Origin of the sequence: Chryseobacterium sp. KMC2, assembly GCF_016756935.1 — a bacterium.
Taxonomy (GTDB): Bacteria; Bacteroidota; Bacteroidia; order Flavobacteriales; family Weeksellaceae; genus Chryseobacterium; species Chryseobacterium rhizosphaerae.
In genome coordinates this window covers 11,365-25,319 of sequence record NZ_JAESIT010000010.1, presented here as the reverse complement: position 1 = coordinate 25,319, position 13,955 = coordinate 11,365, and the positions used below count along the sequence as shown (strand labels likewise).

Genomic DNA, 13,955 nt, shown 5'->3' with positions numbered 1-13,955 from the left:
GAATATTTCTTAATTTTGATACTTTAAATTGATAACATATGAAATCGTCATTCCATGATACTTTCTGGCAGGAAGAACTGGTGATGAAGATAATATATGTTATTAATAAATAAATACTTACATATGAAAATAGAAGAATCCAATATTGTAGAAACTAACGACTACAGAGTTATTATATACCCGGCTTCAAGGCCTTTTGAAACTAAAGAAGCAAAAGCAATTACTGAAAAATTGTTTGACTTCCTTGCGACATGGGCGGCTCACGGAAAAGCACTTTCTTCTTCTTTTAAAATTGAAAAAAATCAATTTATCATCATCTGTGTAGATGAAGAAAAAGAAATGGCTTCAGGATGCAGTATTGATGCATTGGGTAAGATCATGAGAGAAATTGATGAAGAATACCAACTGGGACTTTTCGACAGAATGAAAGCCAGTTTTGTAGACAACGGAGAGGTGAAGACATTAAAACTTCAGGATTTTAAATCCCAATTGAGAAGCGGAGAGCTTTCAGGGGATATCGAGGTTTTTGATTTCTCTAAAAATACCTATCTGGACTTCTTAAGCCACTTCCTTTTACCTTTGGAAAAAAGTTGGGCGGCTTCTATAAAATAAGTGTTTAAAGAAACACGGTAATCAATCAGAAAGTGGAATGCATTTCCACTTTTTTGTTTTAATGTATCTTTGCAGGGACTCAGTAATTGCTAATGCCAAAAGTACTTTTCTTAACGACCTCACACCGCTACGATGATGACCGGATTTTTTATCATCAGGCTAAAGCTCTCAGAGATGAAGGGTATACCGTTAAAATATGTAGTTTATATGCAGATTATAGAGGCTTTCTTGATGGGATTGATATTGAGTCTTATTCTGCTTTAGAAGAAAGCATAGAGTCGAAAATAAAAATATTCCGGGATGTTTGTCAGTCCTTTCAGCCCGATGGTATTATCTGCTCAGAACCTTTGGCAGTAATTGCTTCCAGAAAGTTTGTAAAAGACCATAAAATCAGCTGTATTTATGATATTACGGAATGGTATCCTGCCATGTCTATGCTTGAAGTCTATCCGTTTCCTGTTAAGATCATTCAGGCGGTAAAGTTTTTTCTGATTCAGCTGTATGCCGGTTGCCTCAGTACCCATTTTATTTTTGGAGAAACTACAAAGAAATTTCCTTTGGGCTATTTGTTTGGTTTTAAAAAACAGATGGTTCTTCCTTATTACCCGGATGAAATGTATATCCGGGAAAGTATAAAAAAACTTGAGCCTGGTACCCTTACCCTTTGCTATACAGGGATGATTTCAAAAGATAAAGGAATAGATAATTTCTTTAAAGCGGCTGATCGGGTAAGAAAAAAGGAGCCTCGGCTTAGACTTAAAATCCTTATTGTAGGATCTACAAGGCAGGAAAGTGATGAGATGTATTTTTCATCACTGCTTAAAAAATATGCGTTTGATGAGATTGAAATCAAAAAACCAACTTCTTTTGAGAAATTTACGGAAGCATTTTCCGGTGCTGACATGTGTTTTGATCTCAGGGAAATCAATTTTGAGAATAATCACTCTCTACCGATCAAGTTGTTTTATTTTATGGGAGCCGGAAAACCCGTTATTTACTCCCATCTGAAGGGAATCCGGAAACATATGCGAAGTCTTTCGTTTGGAAGCCTTGTAGACCCTCAGAATACGGAGCAGATTGCAGAAATCATCATAAAGTATGTGAAGACTCCTGAGCTGTACGATGCCCATGCATTCAATGCCAGAAAAGAATTTAAGGAAAAATACAATTGGGGAGTTATTCGTGATTCATTTGCTAATTTTGTAAAAAGAGCTATCGAAAAATTATAATCATGAAGCTTACTGTTATTAAAACCTTTATTTCGCGCTTTCTGATTCTGATCCTGAGTTTTGGTTTGGTTATTTATTCCACGAATATGTGGGGAAGTGAGGGAAAGGGAACCATTTCTATTGTCATTGCCAATGCTGCAGCAGTAAGCTTTTTCAGCAGTATCTTTTCAGGCAGCAGTACTTCTTATTTTGTTTCGAAGTTTAAGATTGAAAAAGTTTTGCTGTATGCCTATCTATGGTCTCTTGTGACAGGTATATTAATTCCTCTTGCCTTTAGTTTTGCCTCAATTCAGAGTGGCTATCTTCCTTACCTTATCGGTATCTCCGTTTTTTCTTCATTACTATCCACAAATATCAATTTATTTGTTGGAACCCAGAATATTAGAAAGTTTAATATCTATACAGTTTTACAACAGCTGGTGCATATTGTCTTTATTGGAATTTTCATCTATCTTTTCAATATTAAAGATGTTTCTGTGTATTTCCTTGCCCAGATTGGATGCCTTGGACTTTTATTTTTCACCAGCTTTTTTCAAATTATGAGAAAATGTAGTATTTCGGAAATATCTTTTTCAAAAGAAGTTTCAAGAAATATGTTTGAATATGGCTGGAAAACACAATTGAGTGCATTTGTCCAGTTTCTTAATTACAGGCTTTCATTTTATTTCCTCGAACATTTTGAGGGGATAGCAAGTGTAGGGATTTTTTCGATCGGGATTACCTTTTCAGAAGCCATATGGACCATTACCAGAAGTATTGCCGTGGTTTTATATTCCGATGTTGTCAACAGTAAAAGCAGGGAAGAATCTATAGAAAAGACGAAATCTTCACTTAAGCTGACGTTTATTCTCATGCTGGGTTTTGTCCTGGGAATCATCATTATTCCTGCTCAGGTTTACGAAATGATCTTCGGAAGAGAATTCAGGAATACCAAAGAAATTATGCTTCTTTTATCTCCCGGTATTTTTGCTATTGCGGTAAGTGATATGATCGGATATTATTTTTCAGGGATCAGGGAACTTAAAATACTGAATGTAAAGGCAATTGTGGGATTGGTGATTACAGTTGTTTTTTCTTTTATAGCCATACCAAGATGGGGAATTTTGGGGGCATGTTTTGTGACCACATTTTCTTATTTAGCTTCTGCATTCCTGTTATTCCGGAAGTTTTACCGTTCTACGGAATTTAAACTGAATGATTTTATGATCTCAAAAGAAGAGATCCATCTTTTAAAAGCAAAATTTATAAAGAAATAGGTCCTTGTAGCCAGCAAATAAAGTCATTTTCCTATTTTTACAACCCTATTAAGATCTAGTATGTGCGGAATCAGCGGTTATTGTTCATTTCATAAAAGTATTTCCTCTAAAAATATTTTAGAGATGAATCAGGCCATTAAACATCGGGGCCCGGATGATGAAGGCTTTTGGCTGTCTGACAAAAAAAAGGGAACCTCTTTTTCCGGAAGTGATTCTACTCCGAAAATAAAAGAACAGTTTCCGATTCTGGAAGATGATAAGTCAGAAATTGCTTTAGGATTTCGAAGACTTTCTATTATTGATCTTTCTGAAAAAGGGCATCAGCCTATGCTTACCGAAGATGAGCAGGTTGTAATTACTTTCAATGGGGAGATTTACAACTTCAGAAAGCTCAGGGAAGAACTTCAGATATTGGGGTATCACTTTGATGGATCTTCCGACACTGAAGTACTGCTGAAGTCTTATCAGGAATGGGGCACGGGCATGTTTGAAAAGCTGGATGGAATGTTTGCTCTCTGCATTGTGGATCTCAGTACACAGAAACTTATGGTAGCTAGGGATAGAGTAGGAATGAAACCTCTTTTTTATCATCAAAGTGAGCAGGGGATAGTTTGGGCTTCAGAAATAAAGGCCATTTTGAAAAATGAACTGGTAACGACTGAAATCAATTGGGATGGAGTATATACCAACTTCCTTTTTCAGACGACATTAGCTCCCAAAACCTGTTTTAAAGGAATTTTTTCTTTAGAACCTGCTTCTGTAATGACCATTAGTTTACCAGATCAGAAACTGACTGTTGAAAAATTTTGGAAGCTGCCTTTAAAGATGGAGCAGGGTATTTCTGAAGAAGAAGCTGTAAAAACCATAGATCATTTGTTGTCTGAAAGCATATCGGAACAGCTGTATGCGGATGTTCCTGTAGCGGTCATGATGAGTGGTGGCATTGATTCTACGCTAATTGCCGCTAAATCAAAACCTTTTAATGCCAGGATCAACACATACACTATTTCCTATCCTTTTTCTGAAGAGGAGATACAAAATGCTTCTCTGGCTGCCGAACATTTTGGAGTTCTGCATAAGGTTGAAAAAGTGAGCGATGAAGATGTTTTAGACCAGTTGAAAGAAAATATACAGCATTTTGAAGAACCCTACTGTAGCCTTGAAGTGCTGATCAATGCTGCAAAATATGCGAAAGATAATGGTATAAAAGTGGTGTTGAGCGGAAATGGGGCAGATGAGCTTTTTGGAGGTTATTCCCATACACTGAAGCTTAAGAAATGGCTTTTGATGAGGAATTTTAATTTTACCAGACATTTTATTTTCACGAAAGACCCTTTTTCCAGGAAGGTTAAAAACTATTTTTCTCAGGATTTTATGTTTGATTTTTTCCGTCAGAGCCAGATCAGTATGACCCCTTTTGAGGCGAAAAATATAATAACATCAGACATTTATAAAAATATTGATTCGGACCTTGCAGGTTATCATTTATCAGAATCAAAAAATTATTCAGGTTATTTTGAGTATGATATAAAATATTCTCTCTCTTCTCATCATGTTTTCAGAGACGATCTGAGTGCCATGAAATATGGGGTAGAATTTCGTTATCCCTATCTCAGTAACCGCTTGATAGATTATGTTGCGGTTTTGCCGGAGCATTTCAGGTTTAATGGTATTCAAAATAAACCTTTATTACGTAAAACAGCAGAAAAATATCTTCCTTCCGAAGTTTTGAATATGTCAAAAAGAGGTTTTTCTTTCCCTCTTAACCACTTTATTAAGAATGAACAAAAAATCAGAAATTTTATTATTGAAAATCTTGAGAGCCTGAAAAAAAGAAATTTTTTCAAAACAGAAGTTATTGATGAATGGTGGAACCGTTTGGAAAATGAATATGACTGGGTGAAAATCTGGCAGCTGGTGACTTTTGAGCTATGGTACCAGAAATATTTTGAGAAATAAAGAAGGAGTCTAAAGATTAATATTTTATCTTTGTTGTGAATGAGAAATTTTGTTTTTGGAATATTGGTTATGGCTTTCGCACTTTTAAGTTGTAAAAGTGATGATGAATCTTTACAAAGGATTGATCAGATCATGAATATTTATATGGTTAATAGTGCAGGGCAGGATTTGTTGAATAGCAAAAAGCCAGGATCATTTAGCGGGTATTCGGTGAACGACAGTTTAGGAGACAGAGATATTTCTCCTGTTAATATTCCGCTGAGAATGAGGGCTGATTCTACATTTTATATGGAATATATTGCGGGGGCAAAAAGAAAAAGGCTGGATTCTGTGAGTCCGGATAATCCGGGAACAGGCAATTCTTACTATTCTGTAATGACGCTTGGCTTAAGAAGAACTGTGAATAATGTCGCAGATACTATCACAGACAGATTAAGAATCGAGTATCGTAAAACACCCACTTTATTCCAGGTATCTAAAGTATATTACAATGATGTGCTGCAATTTTCCAAAGAAGCAGATCAACCAAATTCGATAAATACCTTTACTATCACAAAATAATTTTAAATTTGTACAATTGTTAGTTTATTTGAAGCTAACTTTCTAATATTTAACATCTCAATAAAATGTTACAAGTCAATTTTTTGCGCGACAATAAAGAGCGCGTTTTAGAAGGTCTTAAGAAAAGACAATTCAAGAATCTTGAGTTGGTAGACGAGGCTATCGCTGCTGACGAAGAAAGAAAAAGAATCCAGTTTGAATTAGATTCCCAGCTTTCCGAGATCAACAAAATCTCCAAAGAAATTGGACTTTTGATGAAGGAAGGAAAGAGAGAAGAGGCGGAATCGGCAAAATCTAAAACAGCACAGTACAAAGAGTCGAGTTCAGAATTGAAAATTCAGTTAGAAGCAAAAGAAGCTGCTTTATTGGATATTTTATACCAACTTCCCAACATACCGAATGAATTGGTAAAGAGTGGAGCTTCTGCAGATGATAACGAAATTATTTTCCAGTCTCATACAGTGGAAGGTCTTGGCGAAGGGGCTATTCCTCACTGGGAACTGGCAAAAAAATATAACCTGATTGATTTTGAATTGGGAGTGAAAATTGCGGGAGCCGGTTTCCCTGTTTATCTGGGTAAAGGAGCCAGATTACAGAGAGCTTTGGTTCAGTATTTCCTTGATAAAAATGTTGATAAAGGATATACAGAAGTAAATCCCCCTCACGTAGTAAATGAAGCATCCGGATTTGGAACAGGTCAGCTGCCTGATAAAGAAGGACAAATGTACTATATCAATGAAGATAAACTATATTTAATTCCAACGGCAGAGGTTCCGGTAACCAATCTTTACCGTGATGTATTGCTTGATGAGAAAGATCTTCCTATTAAAAATACAGCTTTTTCTCAGTGTTACAGAAGAGAGGCGGGGAGCTACGGAGCTCATGTAAGAGGACTGAACCGTCTTCACCAATTCGAAAAAGTAGAAATTGTAAGAATTGAAAAACCGGAAAATTCTTATGCTGTTTTAGAAGAAATGGTAGAACACATCAAAGAAATTCTTACTGATCTTGAACTTCCTTTCAGAGTATTAAGACTTTGCGGTGGTGATACAGGTTTTGCTTCTGCAATGACCTACGATTTTGAAGTGTGGAGTGCCGCTCAGGAAATGTGGTTGGAAGTAAGTTCTGTATCTAATTTTGAAACGTTCCAGGCTAACAGACTGAAATGCCGTTATAAAGCAGATGGTAAGTCTCAGCTGGTTCACACCTTAAATGGATCTGCAATGGCATTGCCAAGAATTATGGCTGCATTGCTTGAAAACAATCAAACTGCAGAAGGAATCAAACTTCCTAAGAAAATTGCTGAGTACGCAAGATTTGAAGTGATAAACTAATCAATAGAAACTAAATAAAATAGAGCCCACCAATTCATTTGGTGGGCTCTATTTATTCTGTTATGATAACAATCTTTTGGTCTGCATTTTTGAGCTTTGCTTCTGTATCATATAAAGTTTTCAGATCATATTCTATCCTTACCGAATAATCATCGGTCTGCTTCAGCCAGTCATGTTTTCCTGTAATAGATTTTATTTTGTTCTCAAATTTTAAAGAAGTTCCTATGTTTTTAAAAAACATCGTCATCATGCCTTCCATTTTTTCGGATTCTTCTTTTGATGTCTTGGTACGAAGGGCCTCTTCAATATTTTTAAGGTTAAAATTTTCTGTGTCTATAGTCAGTGTTTTTCCATCCCAGCTATTGAAAATATTCTGATCGAGAGGGAGCTTTTCCTCCTTGGTAAAGTTTTTCAGCGCCCGATAGTCTTCAGGGGTGAAATGTTCCATTTTAAAGGCAAAGCCAGAAGGCTGATTGTTTTCTTTTTTAGATTTCATGAAAATCTTTTTCATGATTCTGATGGTGTCCGGATTCGCTGTTTTTAATTTCCCTTCCTGCTTCTCAAGCTCATAGATGCTTGTCCAGGTAGTGGGGAGCTTATCCATCTCTGCAAATTCATTCTGTTTCAGGGAGTCAGGAGTCATTGCTTTCATTTCTGCCATAAACTCTCTGGTATCAATATCCGTTGCAGAGGTAGAGGAGGCATCCTGATGATAGATAATCTCAGAGTTGACACTACAGGATTCCAGCATAAAGAGGCTTATCAGAAATAAGACAATCATTTTCTTCATGGTTCTATTTTAAGTTTCTTTTTAATGGCAGTTTACAGCTCCATTGGGATCTTTGGATATCGTCATGGCTTCTGCTTTTGGGGAAACGTAAGGTATTCCCAGTTCCAGGCCTCTTAGAATGAATAATCCTCCCAGGATAATCATGATCACAGGAACAGCTTTTAAGACTTTTATTCTAAAGGCTTGATTCATGAGATTTCCGGCTAAAACAATAGCAAACATGAACGGTAGGGTTCCTAAACCAAATAAAGCCATATATGCGGCTCCCTGCCATATTCCTCCGCCTGCCAGGCTGGCTGTTAAAGCCATATAGACCATTCCACACGGAAGAAAGCCATTAAGAATACCTGTTGTAAATCTGGAACGGTAATCTGCCTTTTGAAGCAGCCTTCCTAAATTTGATTTTACAGAATATAAAAATTTGGAAAGAAAAGGGATTTTTGAAGCAAAATCTTTTCCCCCAAAAGAAAATACAGCCATAATAATCAGCAGAACCCCTGCGGTAATCGTCAGGTATTTCTGAAATCCCGCCATCTCAAAACCCTGTCCAATAATTCCCAGAAGAGCTCCTAATAAAGAATAGGTAAATATCCTTCCGAATTGGTAAGTGAGATTTTGAAGATAGAAATTTGCGGCCTGCTTCTTTGTGAGTCCCATCGATAAGGCAATAGGGCCACACATTCCGATACAGTGAAAGCCGGAAGCAAAGCCTAAAGCAATAGCTGATATGACAAGTCCTATTTCCATATTACATCATAATCCATTCTGTAGTCTGTTTTATCTTTTGTCCAGCTCAGTCTTAGGGTATAGTTACCCATTTTCAATACCTGTGCAGGTATTACGAAAGTATGGTCAGCATCAAGCTGTACAGACTTTTTGATATCTAAATTCTGATCATCGGTTCTGTTTAAAACAAATTTAGCCGTTGTATTAGAATTATCATATTCTTTTGGAAAAGTGATTTTTATTCCATTGGTATCCTGGCTATACGCAGGCTTTTCCTGCAGATTGTCAGCCTTTTTCTTAGCATCAATTACATCCTGGTACTGTAGTTCCTCTTCATAATAATTATCAGTGACCATCTCAGAATTCTTCTGCCCGTTCGGGAAAAGAAATAACATGGATAATATAAAAACTATGAATGCAAATAATGCGATTACAACACCATGTCCCCAACTAAAGTTCTTCATTTTTTCCGGATTTTTTTATTTGTCTTTTATGATACTCAAAAACCTCCCTGATTAATACTCTTTGAATCCCTGAGGTTTCGTAAAAATTAAAATTGTAGTTTGAAAGGTCCTTCAAAATAGGTCTGATAGGAATCGATCAGCTTGCCTTTCATATCGTAAACACCAATGGTAATATTCTGTTTAGAAAGTTTCATCTCATCTTCAGGGAAACTGATATTGATGGTTCCTTTAGAGATTTTATCTCTGTCTACCTGAATTTTACTTGATGCACTGTAAATGATCTCACCATGGGCAGGATTAATGACCTTTATGGTTACAATTTTCTTATCGTTTGTTTTATTAAGGAAAGTATAATTGTAGGTATTGGTAATTTTTCCATCCCTTACAAAGAATGTACTTCCTGCAGGTTTAATGAATTTTGCTTCCATTTCGCCACGGCTGTAAAGAAGATATCCCAGGAATCCTACCAAAAGGAATAGGAATATCGAGAAGCCTTTCATTCTTCCGGTAAATTTAAACTGAGTCTCTTGCTCAATTTCATTTTCAGAAGCATATCTTACAAGCCCTTTCGGAAGACCTACCTTTTCCATTACTTCATCACAGGCATCAATACACGCTGTACAGTTGATACATTCCAGCTGCTGCCCGTCTCGGATGTCAATTCCAGTAGGACATACCACTACACATTGGTGACAGTCTATACAATCTCCTTTACCTGCAGCTTTTCTGTCTTCACCCTTTCTCCATTTTGATCTGTTTTCCCCTCTTTTAAAATCGTAGAAAACGTTGATCGTATCTTTATCAATCAGTACCCCCTGAAGTCTTCCATAAGGGCAAACCAGTGTACAAACCTGTTCTCTGAACCATGCAAATACAAAATAAAATGCAGCCGTAAGGAGAATCATTACTATGAAATTGGTAGGATGAGCAAACGGCCCTTCAGAGACAATTCTAAGTACTTCTTCATAACCCACAATATACATAAACATAAAGTGAGTGATAATAAGTGATATAATGATATACACCGTCCATTTTAAGCTTCTTTTCCAGATTTTCTCACTATTCCACTCCTGTCTGTCCAGCTTCATTTGCTTGTTTCGGTCTCCTTCAATCAGATATTCGATTTTACGGAAGATAGATTCCATAAAAATTGTCTGAGGGCATATCCACCCGCAGAAAATTCTTCCGAATGCAATCGTAAAAACAATAATAAAGATTAAAGATGCGATGGCTCCTAAAGTAAGGATAAAAAAGTCCTGTGGATAGAAAGGTTGTCCAAAGATGAAAAATTCTCTGTCTATAACATTAAATAACAGCAATGGATTACCATTGATCTTGATGAATGGCAGTGAAAAATAAATAATGAGTAAAGCGTAGCTTACAAGGTTTCTATAATTGGTGTATTTCCCTTTAGGTTTTCTTGGGAACACCCATCTTCTTTTCCCGGATTGCTCCATTGTCCCGATAGAATCTCTGTAAGTTTCAGGGTCCAGAACTTGCCCCTGTCCGCCTCTTGCTTCTATTTCTTCTATGTCTGACATATTGTACTAGGTTTAAAAAAGAAAAAACATAATTCGTTACTATTTTTTAGCTAATAACAAATTATGTTTTTTTCATATGTTTCTAATTTCTTAAATTATTCTTTTTCCCAATGTGCTTCAGTTCCTTGAGGAGCTGCTCCTCCCTGAGCCTGAGTCACTGGTGGTTGCTCTTGATTGATGTGATATACATACGCTGCAATCTTCTCAATCTCGGCACCTGAAACTTCTCCGTTTTTACCGAATGCTCTCATCGCCGGGTTAGTAGGCGAACCATTCCAGTCCATATGGAAAACGTTCTTGAATAAAGTCTTCTCTGGCATATTGATCCAGTAGTTATCAGTAAGGTTTGGTCCGATACCTCCACTACCGTCTTCTTTATGACAAGATGCACAGTTTGTTTTGAATAATTCTTTACCTTCTGCGATATTATCAGCTGAATATTTAGCTGTTTCAATCGTTACAGGAGGCTGAGTTTTTTGATATTCTTCAATGCTTGCCAATTGCTCTTTGTATTCTTTTTCATATTCGCTTAACGGGTGAGCGAAATCTGTAAATGAATAAGCGGCAATATATACAATACAAAAAGCAGTCCCAAAATAGAATAAACCTACCCACCATTTCGGTAATTGGTTGTCCAACTCCATAATTCCATCGAAACCGTGGTCAATAAGGATATCCTTTTCTTCAGTTTCAGATTGCTTTTTGAAAGCTGCATCATACATTCTTCTTAAGAAAGGAACTTTCTTTTCAGCTAAATAAGCTGCTTTTTCTTCCGGAGATAATTTTTTGAATTTGTTGTTTTCAATCAAATCTCCAATCGAACTATGGATGTATGCCAAGATACCAGCGATCACTACAGTTCCCCAGAAATAAGGTGAAGCTAGGAATGCGTAGCTCTGTACAAATAAATAATAAAAAACTATTAAAAGTCCAATTATTATCAAGATGTTTACGACAACAGGTGTTCTTTGTTTCATAAAAAATAGTTTAATTTTTTAAATTAAAATCGTCATCTTCATCATCCCCAAGTGGTGCCTCTTCTTCTTCTTTGTAATATTTTTTAGGCTTGCTAAAAACATAGATTATCAAAGCAACGAAGAACAGCATAAAGAAAATTAGAGCCAGGGTCTGGTAGAAACCAGCATTTTCTGTATTGGATAATATATCTTTAAAGTTCTGAGGAATCATATGAACATTTTAATGTTTAGTTATTACTTGCTGTTTTGATTTCTGTTGTTTTGATATCAGTTCCTAATCTCTGTAGGTAAGAAATAAGAGCAACAATTTCTTTTTTCTCCAATTCTCCCTGAGGTCTCTTAGCATAAGCCTCTTTCAAGTCATTTGCTTCAGAGAAGATATCTTTTACAATTTTTGCCGATTGGTTATTCGCCCACTGGTCTGCAGAATCAATTTGAGCCTTTGTATAAGGTACATCGAATGTATTCTTCATTAGCTTCATTTTGTCTACCATTTTAGATCTGTCTAGATTAGTAGCGATCAACCAAGGGTAACGTGGCATGATAGAACCTGCTGATGTAGATCTTGGGTTATACATGTGTTTGTAGTGCCAAGAACTTGGGTTTTTACCTCCTTCTCTATGTAAATCCGGTCCTGTTCTCTTAGAACCCCATAAGAATGGTCTGTCATAGATGAATTCCCCTGCTTTAGAGTACTGTCCGTTTTTACCGTTAAATCTGGTAATCTCATCTCTGAACGGTCTGATCATCTGAGAGTGACATGCATTACATCCTTCACGAATATAAATATCTCTACCCTCTAATTCAAGCGGAGAATAAGGTTTTACTGCTGAAATGGTAGGAACACTTTTCTTAAGAGATAGGGTAGGGATAATCTCCACCATACTTCCTATTGAAATTGTACACAATGATAATACGGTTAACAATAATGGCATTCTTTCCAACCAAAGGTGGAATCCTTCTCCTTCTTTACGTTTGTTACCAATATTTGCTAAAGCTGGAGCTTCTGCAGGTACTTCTTTCTGGAATGATCCTTTTCTTACCGTAGCAATTACGTTTACGATCATTAGGATAGCTCCTGAAATATAGAATAGACCTCCTAAGAATCTCATTTTAAAGTAAGGGATAATAGCCGTTACAGTATCCAACCAGTTTTTCCATAATAATGTTCCGTCCGGGTTGAATTGTTTCCACATTAATCCTTGTGTGAATCCTGAAATATACATTGGTACTGCATAGAAAATAATTCCTAATGTCCCTAACCAGAAATGCCAGTTAGCTAATTTTACAGACCAAATTTTTGTTCTCCACATAATTGGTACCAGATAATAGATAACCCCGAATGCCATGAAACCATTCCATCCAAGAGCTCCTAAGTGTACGTGACCGATAACCCAGTCTGTAAAGTGACCAATTTTGTTGATGTTTTTAGTTGCTAAAAGCGGTCCTTCAAACGTTGCCATACCATAACAAGTAACAGCTACTACGAAGAACTTAAGGATAGGATTTTCTCTTACTTTATCCCAAGCTCCTCTTAAGGTAAGAAGACCATTTAACATTCCTCCCCAAGACGGTGCAATAAGCATGATAGAGAATCCTGTTCCTACTGCCTGTGCCCATGCCGGAAGTGCTGTATACTGAAGGTGGTGAGGACCAGCCCAGATATATACGAAAATTAATGACCAGAAGTGAATAATAGACAGTTTATATGAGAAAACTGGTCTGTCTGCTGCTTTTGGTAAGAAATAATACATTAAACCTAATACCGGAGTAGTCAATACGAATGCTACAGCATTGTGACCATACCACCATTGTACGATGGCATCTTTTGCTCCTGCATAAGCAGAATAAGACTTCCAGCCAGTGAATGATAACGGAACTTCAAGGTTGTTGAAAATATGAAGCATTGCTACTGCAACCCAGGTACCCAAATAGAACCAGATTGCTACATACAAGTGTCTTACTCTTCTTTTCGAAATAGTAAGAATCATATTAACCCCGAAAATGATCCATGAGAAAGCAATCAATATGTCGATCGGCCATTCATGTTCAGCATATTCTTTAGAAGTATTGATCCCCATAAAGAAGGTGATGAACGTAGCAACGATCATAAACTGCCAAGTCCAGAAATGTAACCATGATAATGTATCACTATACATTCTTGTTTTTAATAATCTTTGCGTAGAGTAATATACTCCAACATAAACAATATTACACACGAACGCGAAGATTACGGTATTGGTGTGCAACATCCTGATTCTACCAAATCCAAACGCCCCATGAGTGTTTATTAACCCTTGGATATTACCGGATGATAAACTATTAATGGTTGTATCATCTGTACCGAATAAGAATTCAGGTAATTCCGGGTAGAAAAGCATTAATGCCGCCGTAAGCCCAAACGTAAACCCTATAAAACCAAAGATGATGGTCGCATAGAGGAACGCACGGACAATACTATTGTCATAACTAAACTTTTGTGTTTCCATATCAACTATTCACTATT

The 13,955-nt window shown here is 36.6% G+C and carries 13 protein-coding genes; 6 read left to right on the top strand and 7 right to left on the bottom strand.

The window, feature by feature from the left end; genetic code table 11:
* Positions 1–123 precede the first annotated feature (123 nt).
* From JML65_RS13145 to serS, 6 genes are all read left to right on the top strand, one after another.
* Complete coding sequence (locus JML65_RS13145) at positions 124–612, top strand: hypothetical protein (RefSeq protein ID WP_047491753.1); 489 nt, start codon at positions 124–126, stop codon at positions 610–612.
* Positions 613–704: 92 nt separating this feature from the next.
* Positions 705–1,841 carry a glycosyltransferase gene (locus JML65_RS13140; protein WP_202271117.1) on the top strand — a complete coding sequence of 379 codons (1,137 nt, stop codon included), beginning with the start codon at positions 705–707 and terminating at the stop codon, positions 1,839–1,841.
* Positions 1,842–1,843: 2 nt separating this feature from the next.
* Positions 1,844–3,097: a lipopolysaccharide biosynthesis protein gene (locus JML65_RS13135; protein ID WP_202271116.1), complete on the top strand. Its 1,254-nt coding sequence runs from the start codon at positions 1,844–1,846 to the stop codon at positions 3,095–3,097.
* 60 nt (positions 3,098–3,157) lie between these two features.
* Positions 3,158–5,056 (top strand): asparagine synthase (glutamine-hydrolyzing), encoded by a 1,899-nt coding sequence (gene asnB / locus JML65_RS13130; RefSeq protein WP_202271115.1) that lies wholly within the window; start codon positions 3,158–3,160, stop codon positions 5,054–5,056.
* 39 nt (positions 5,057–5,095) lie between these two features.
* Entirely contained in the window at positions 5,096–5,617 is a 522-nt protein-coding gene (locus tag JML65_RS13125) for a hypothetical protein (RefSeq protein WP_047491741.1), read from the top strand.
* Between the two features lie 65 nt (positions 5,618–5,682).
* On the top strand, positions 5,683–6,951 hold the full coding sequence (serS, locus tag JML65_RS13120; protein ID WP_202271114.1) for a serine--tRNA ligase: 1,269 nt from the start codon (positions 5,683–5,685) through the stop codon (positions 6,949–6,951).
* A 52-nt stretch (positions 6,952–7,003) separates the two neighbouring features.
* On the opposite strand, the gene JML65_RS13115 is transcribed toward serS, so the two are convergent.
* From JML65_RS13115 to ccoN, 7 genes are all read right to left on the bottom strand, one after another.
* On the bottom strand, positions 7,004–7,741 hold the full coding sequence (locus JML65_RS13115; protein WP_202271113.1) for a hypothetical protein: 738 nt from the start codon (positions 7,739–7,741) through the stop codon (positions 7,004–7,006).
* A 21-nt stretch (positions 7,742–7,762) separates the two neighbouring features.
* Positions 7,763–8,488, bottom strand: a complete 726-nt coding sequence (locus tag JML65_RS13110; RefSeq protein WP_047491732.1) for a sulfite exporter TauE/SafE family protein — start codon at positions 8,486–8,488, stop codon at positions 7,763–7,765.
* On the bottom strand, positions 8,479–8,931 hold the full coding sequence (locus JML65_RS13105) for a FixH family protein (protein ID WP_047491730.1): 453 nt from the start codon (positions 8,929–8,931) through the stop codon (positions 8,479–8,481). The genes JML65_RS13110 and JML65_RS13105 overlap by 10 nt, the downstream gene beginning before the upstream one ends.
* An 86-nt stretch (positions 8,932–9,017) precedes the next feature.
* On the bottom strand, positions 9,018–10,472 hold the full coding sequence (ccoG, locus tag JML65_RS13100; protein ID WP_202271112.1) for a cytochrome c oxidase accessory protein CcoG: 1,455 nt from the start codon (positions 10,470–10,472) through the stop codon (positions 9,018–9,020).
* 95 nt (positions 10,473–10,567) lie between these two features.
* On the bottom strand, positions 10,568–11,449 hold the full coding sequence (locus tag JML65_RS13095; protein ID WP_202271111.1) for a cbb3-type cytochrome c oxidase N-terminal domain-containing protein: 882 nt from the start codon (positions 11,447–11,449) through the stop codon (positions 10,568–10,570).
* Between the two features lie 10 nt (positions 11,450–11,459).
* A complete protein-coding gene (locus JML65_RS13090) occupies positions 11,460–11,660 on the bottom strand; it encodes a cbb3-type cytochrome oxidase subunit 3 (RefSeq protein WP_027373015.1) in 201 nt (66 codons plus the stop codon).
* Between the two features lie 16 nt (positions 11,661–11,676).
* Positions 11,677–13,938, bottom strand: coding sequence for a cytochrome-c oxidase, cbb3-type subunit I (ccoN, locus tag JML65_RS13085; protein WP_047491722.1), 2,262 nt, complete (start codon positions 13,936–13,938; stop codon positions 11,677–11,679).
* Between the last annotated feature and the right edge of the window lie 17 nt (positions 13,939–13,955).

Coding starts and splice junctions, on each gene's coding strand:
- ccoN (WP_047491722.1), bottom strand. CDS start 13,938: ATGGAAACACAAAAGTTTAGTTATGACAATAGTATTGTCCGTGCGTTC.
- JML65_RS13140 (WP_202271117.1), top strand. CDS start 705: ATGCCAAAAGTACTTTTCTTAACGACCTCACACCGCTACGATGATGAC.
- JML65_RS13110 (WP_047491732.1), bottom strand. CDS start 8,488: ATGGAAATAGGACTTGTCATATCAGCTATTGCTTTAGGCTTTGCTTCC.
- JML65_RS13095 (WP_202271111.1), bottom strand. CDS start 11,449: ATGAAACAAAGAACACCTGTTGTCGTAAACATCTTGATAATAATTGGA.
- JML65_RS13115 (WP_202271113.1), bottom strand. CDS start 7,741: ATGAAGAAAATGATTGTCTTATTTCTGATAAGCCTCTTTATGCTGGAA.
- JML65_RS13135 (WP_202271116.1), top strand. CDS start 1,844: ATGAAGCTTACTGTTATTAAAACCTTTATTTCGCGCTTTCTGATTCTG.
- JML65_RS13125 (WP_047491741.1), top strand. CDS start 5,096: ATGAGAAATTTTGTTTTTGGAATATTGGTTATGGCTTTCGCACTTTTA.
- asnB (WP_202271115.1), top strand. CDS start 3,158: ATGTGCGGAATCAGCGGTTATTGTTCATTTCATAAAAGTATTTCCTCT.
- serS (WP_202271114.1), top strand. CDS start 5,683: ATGTTACAAGTCAATTTTTTGCGCGACAATAAAGAGCGCGTTTTAGAA.
- ccoG (WP_202271112.1), bottom strand. CDS start 10,472: ATGTCAGACATAGAAGAAATAGAAGCAAGAGGCGGACAGGGGCAAGTT.
- JML65_RS13090 (WP_027373015.1), bottom strand. CDS start 11,660: ATGATTCCTCAGAACTTTAAAGATATATTATCCAATACAGAAAATGCT.
- JML65_RS13145 (WP_047491753.1), top strand. CDS start 124: ATGAAAATAGAAGAATCCAATATTGTAGAAACTAACGACTACAGAGTT.
- JML65_RS13105 (WP_047491730.1), bottom strand. CDS start 8,931: ATGAAGAACTTTAGTTGGGGACATGGTGTTGTAATCGCATTATTTGCA.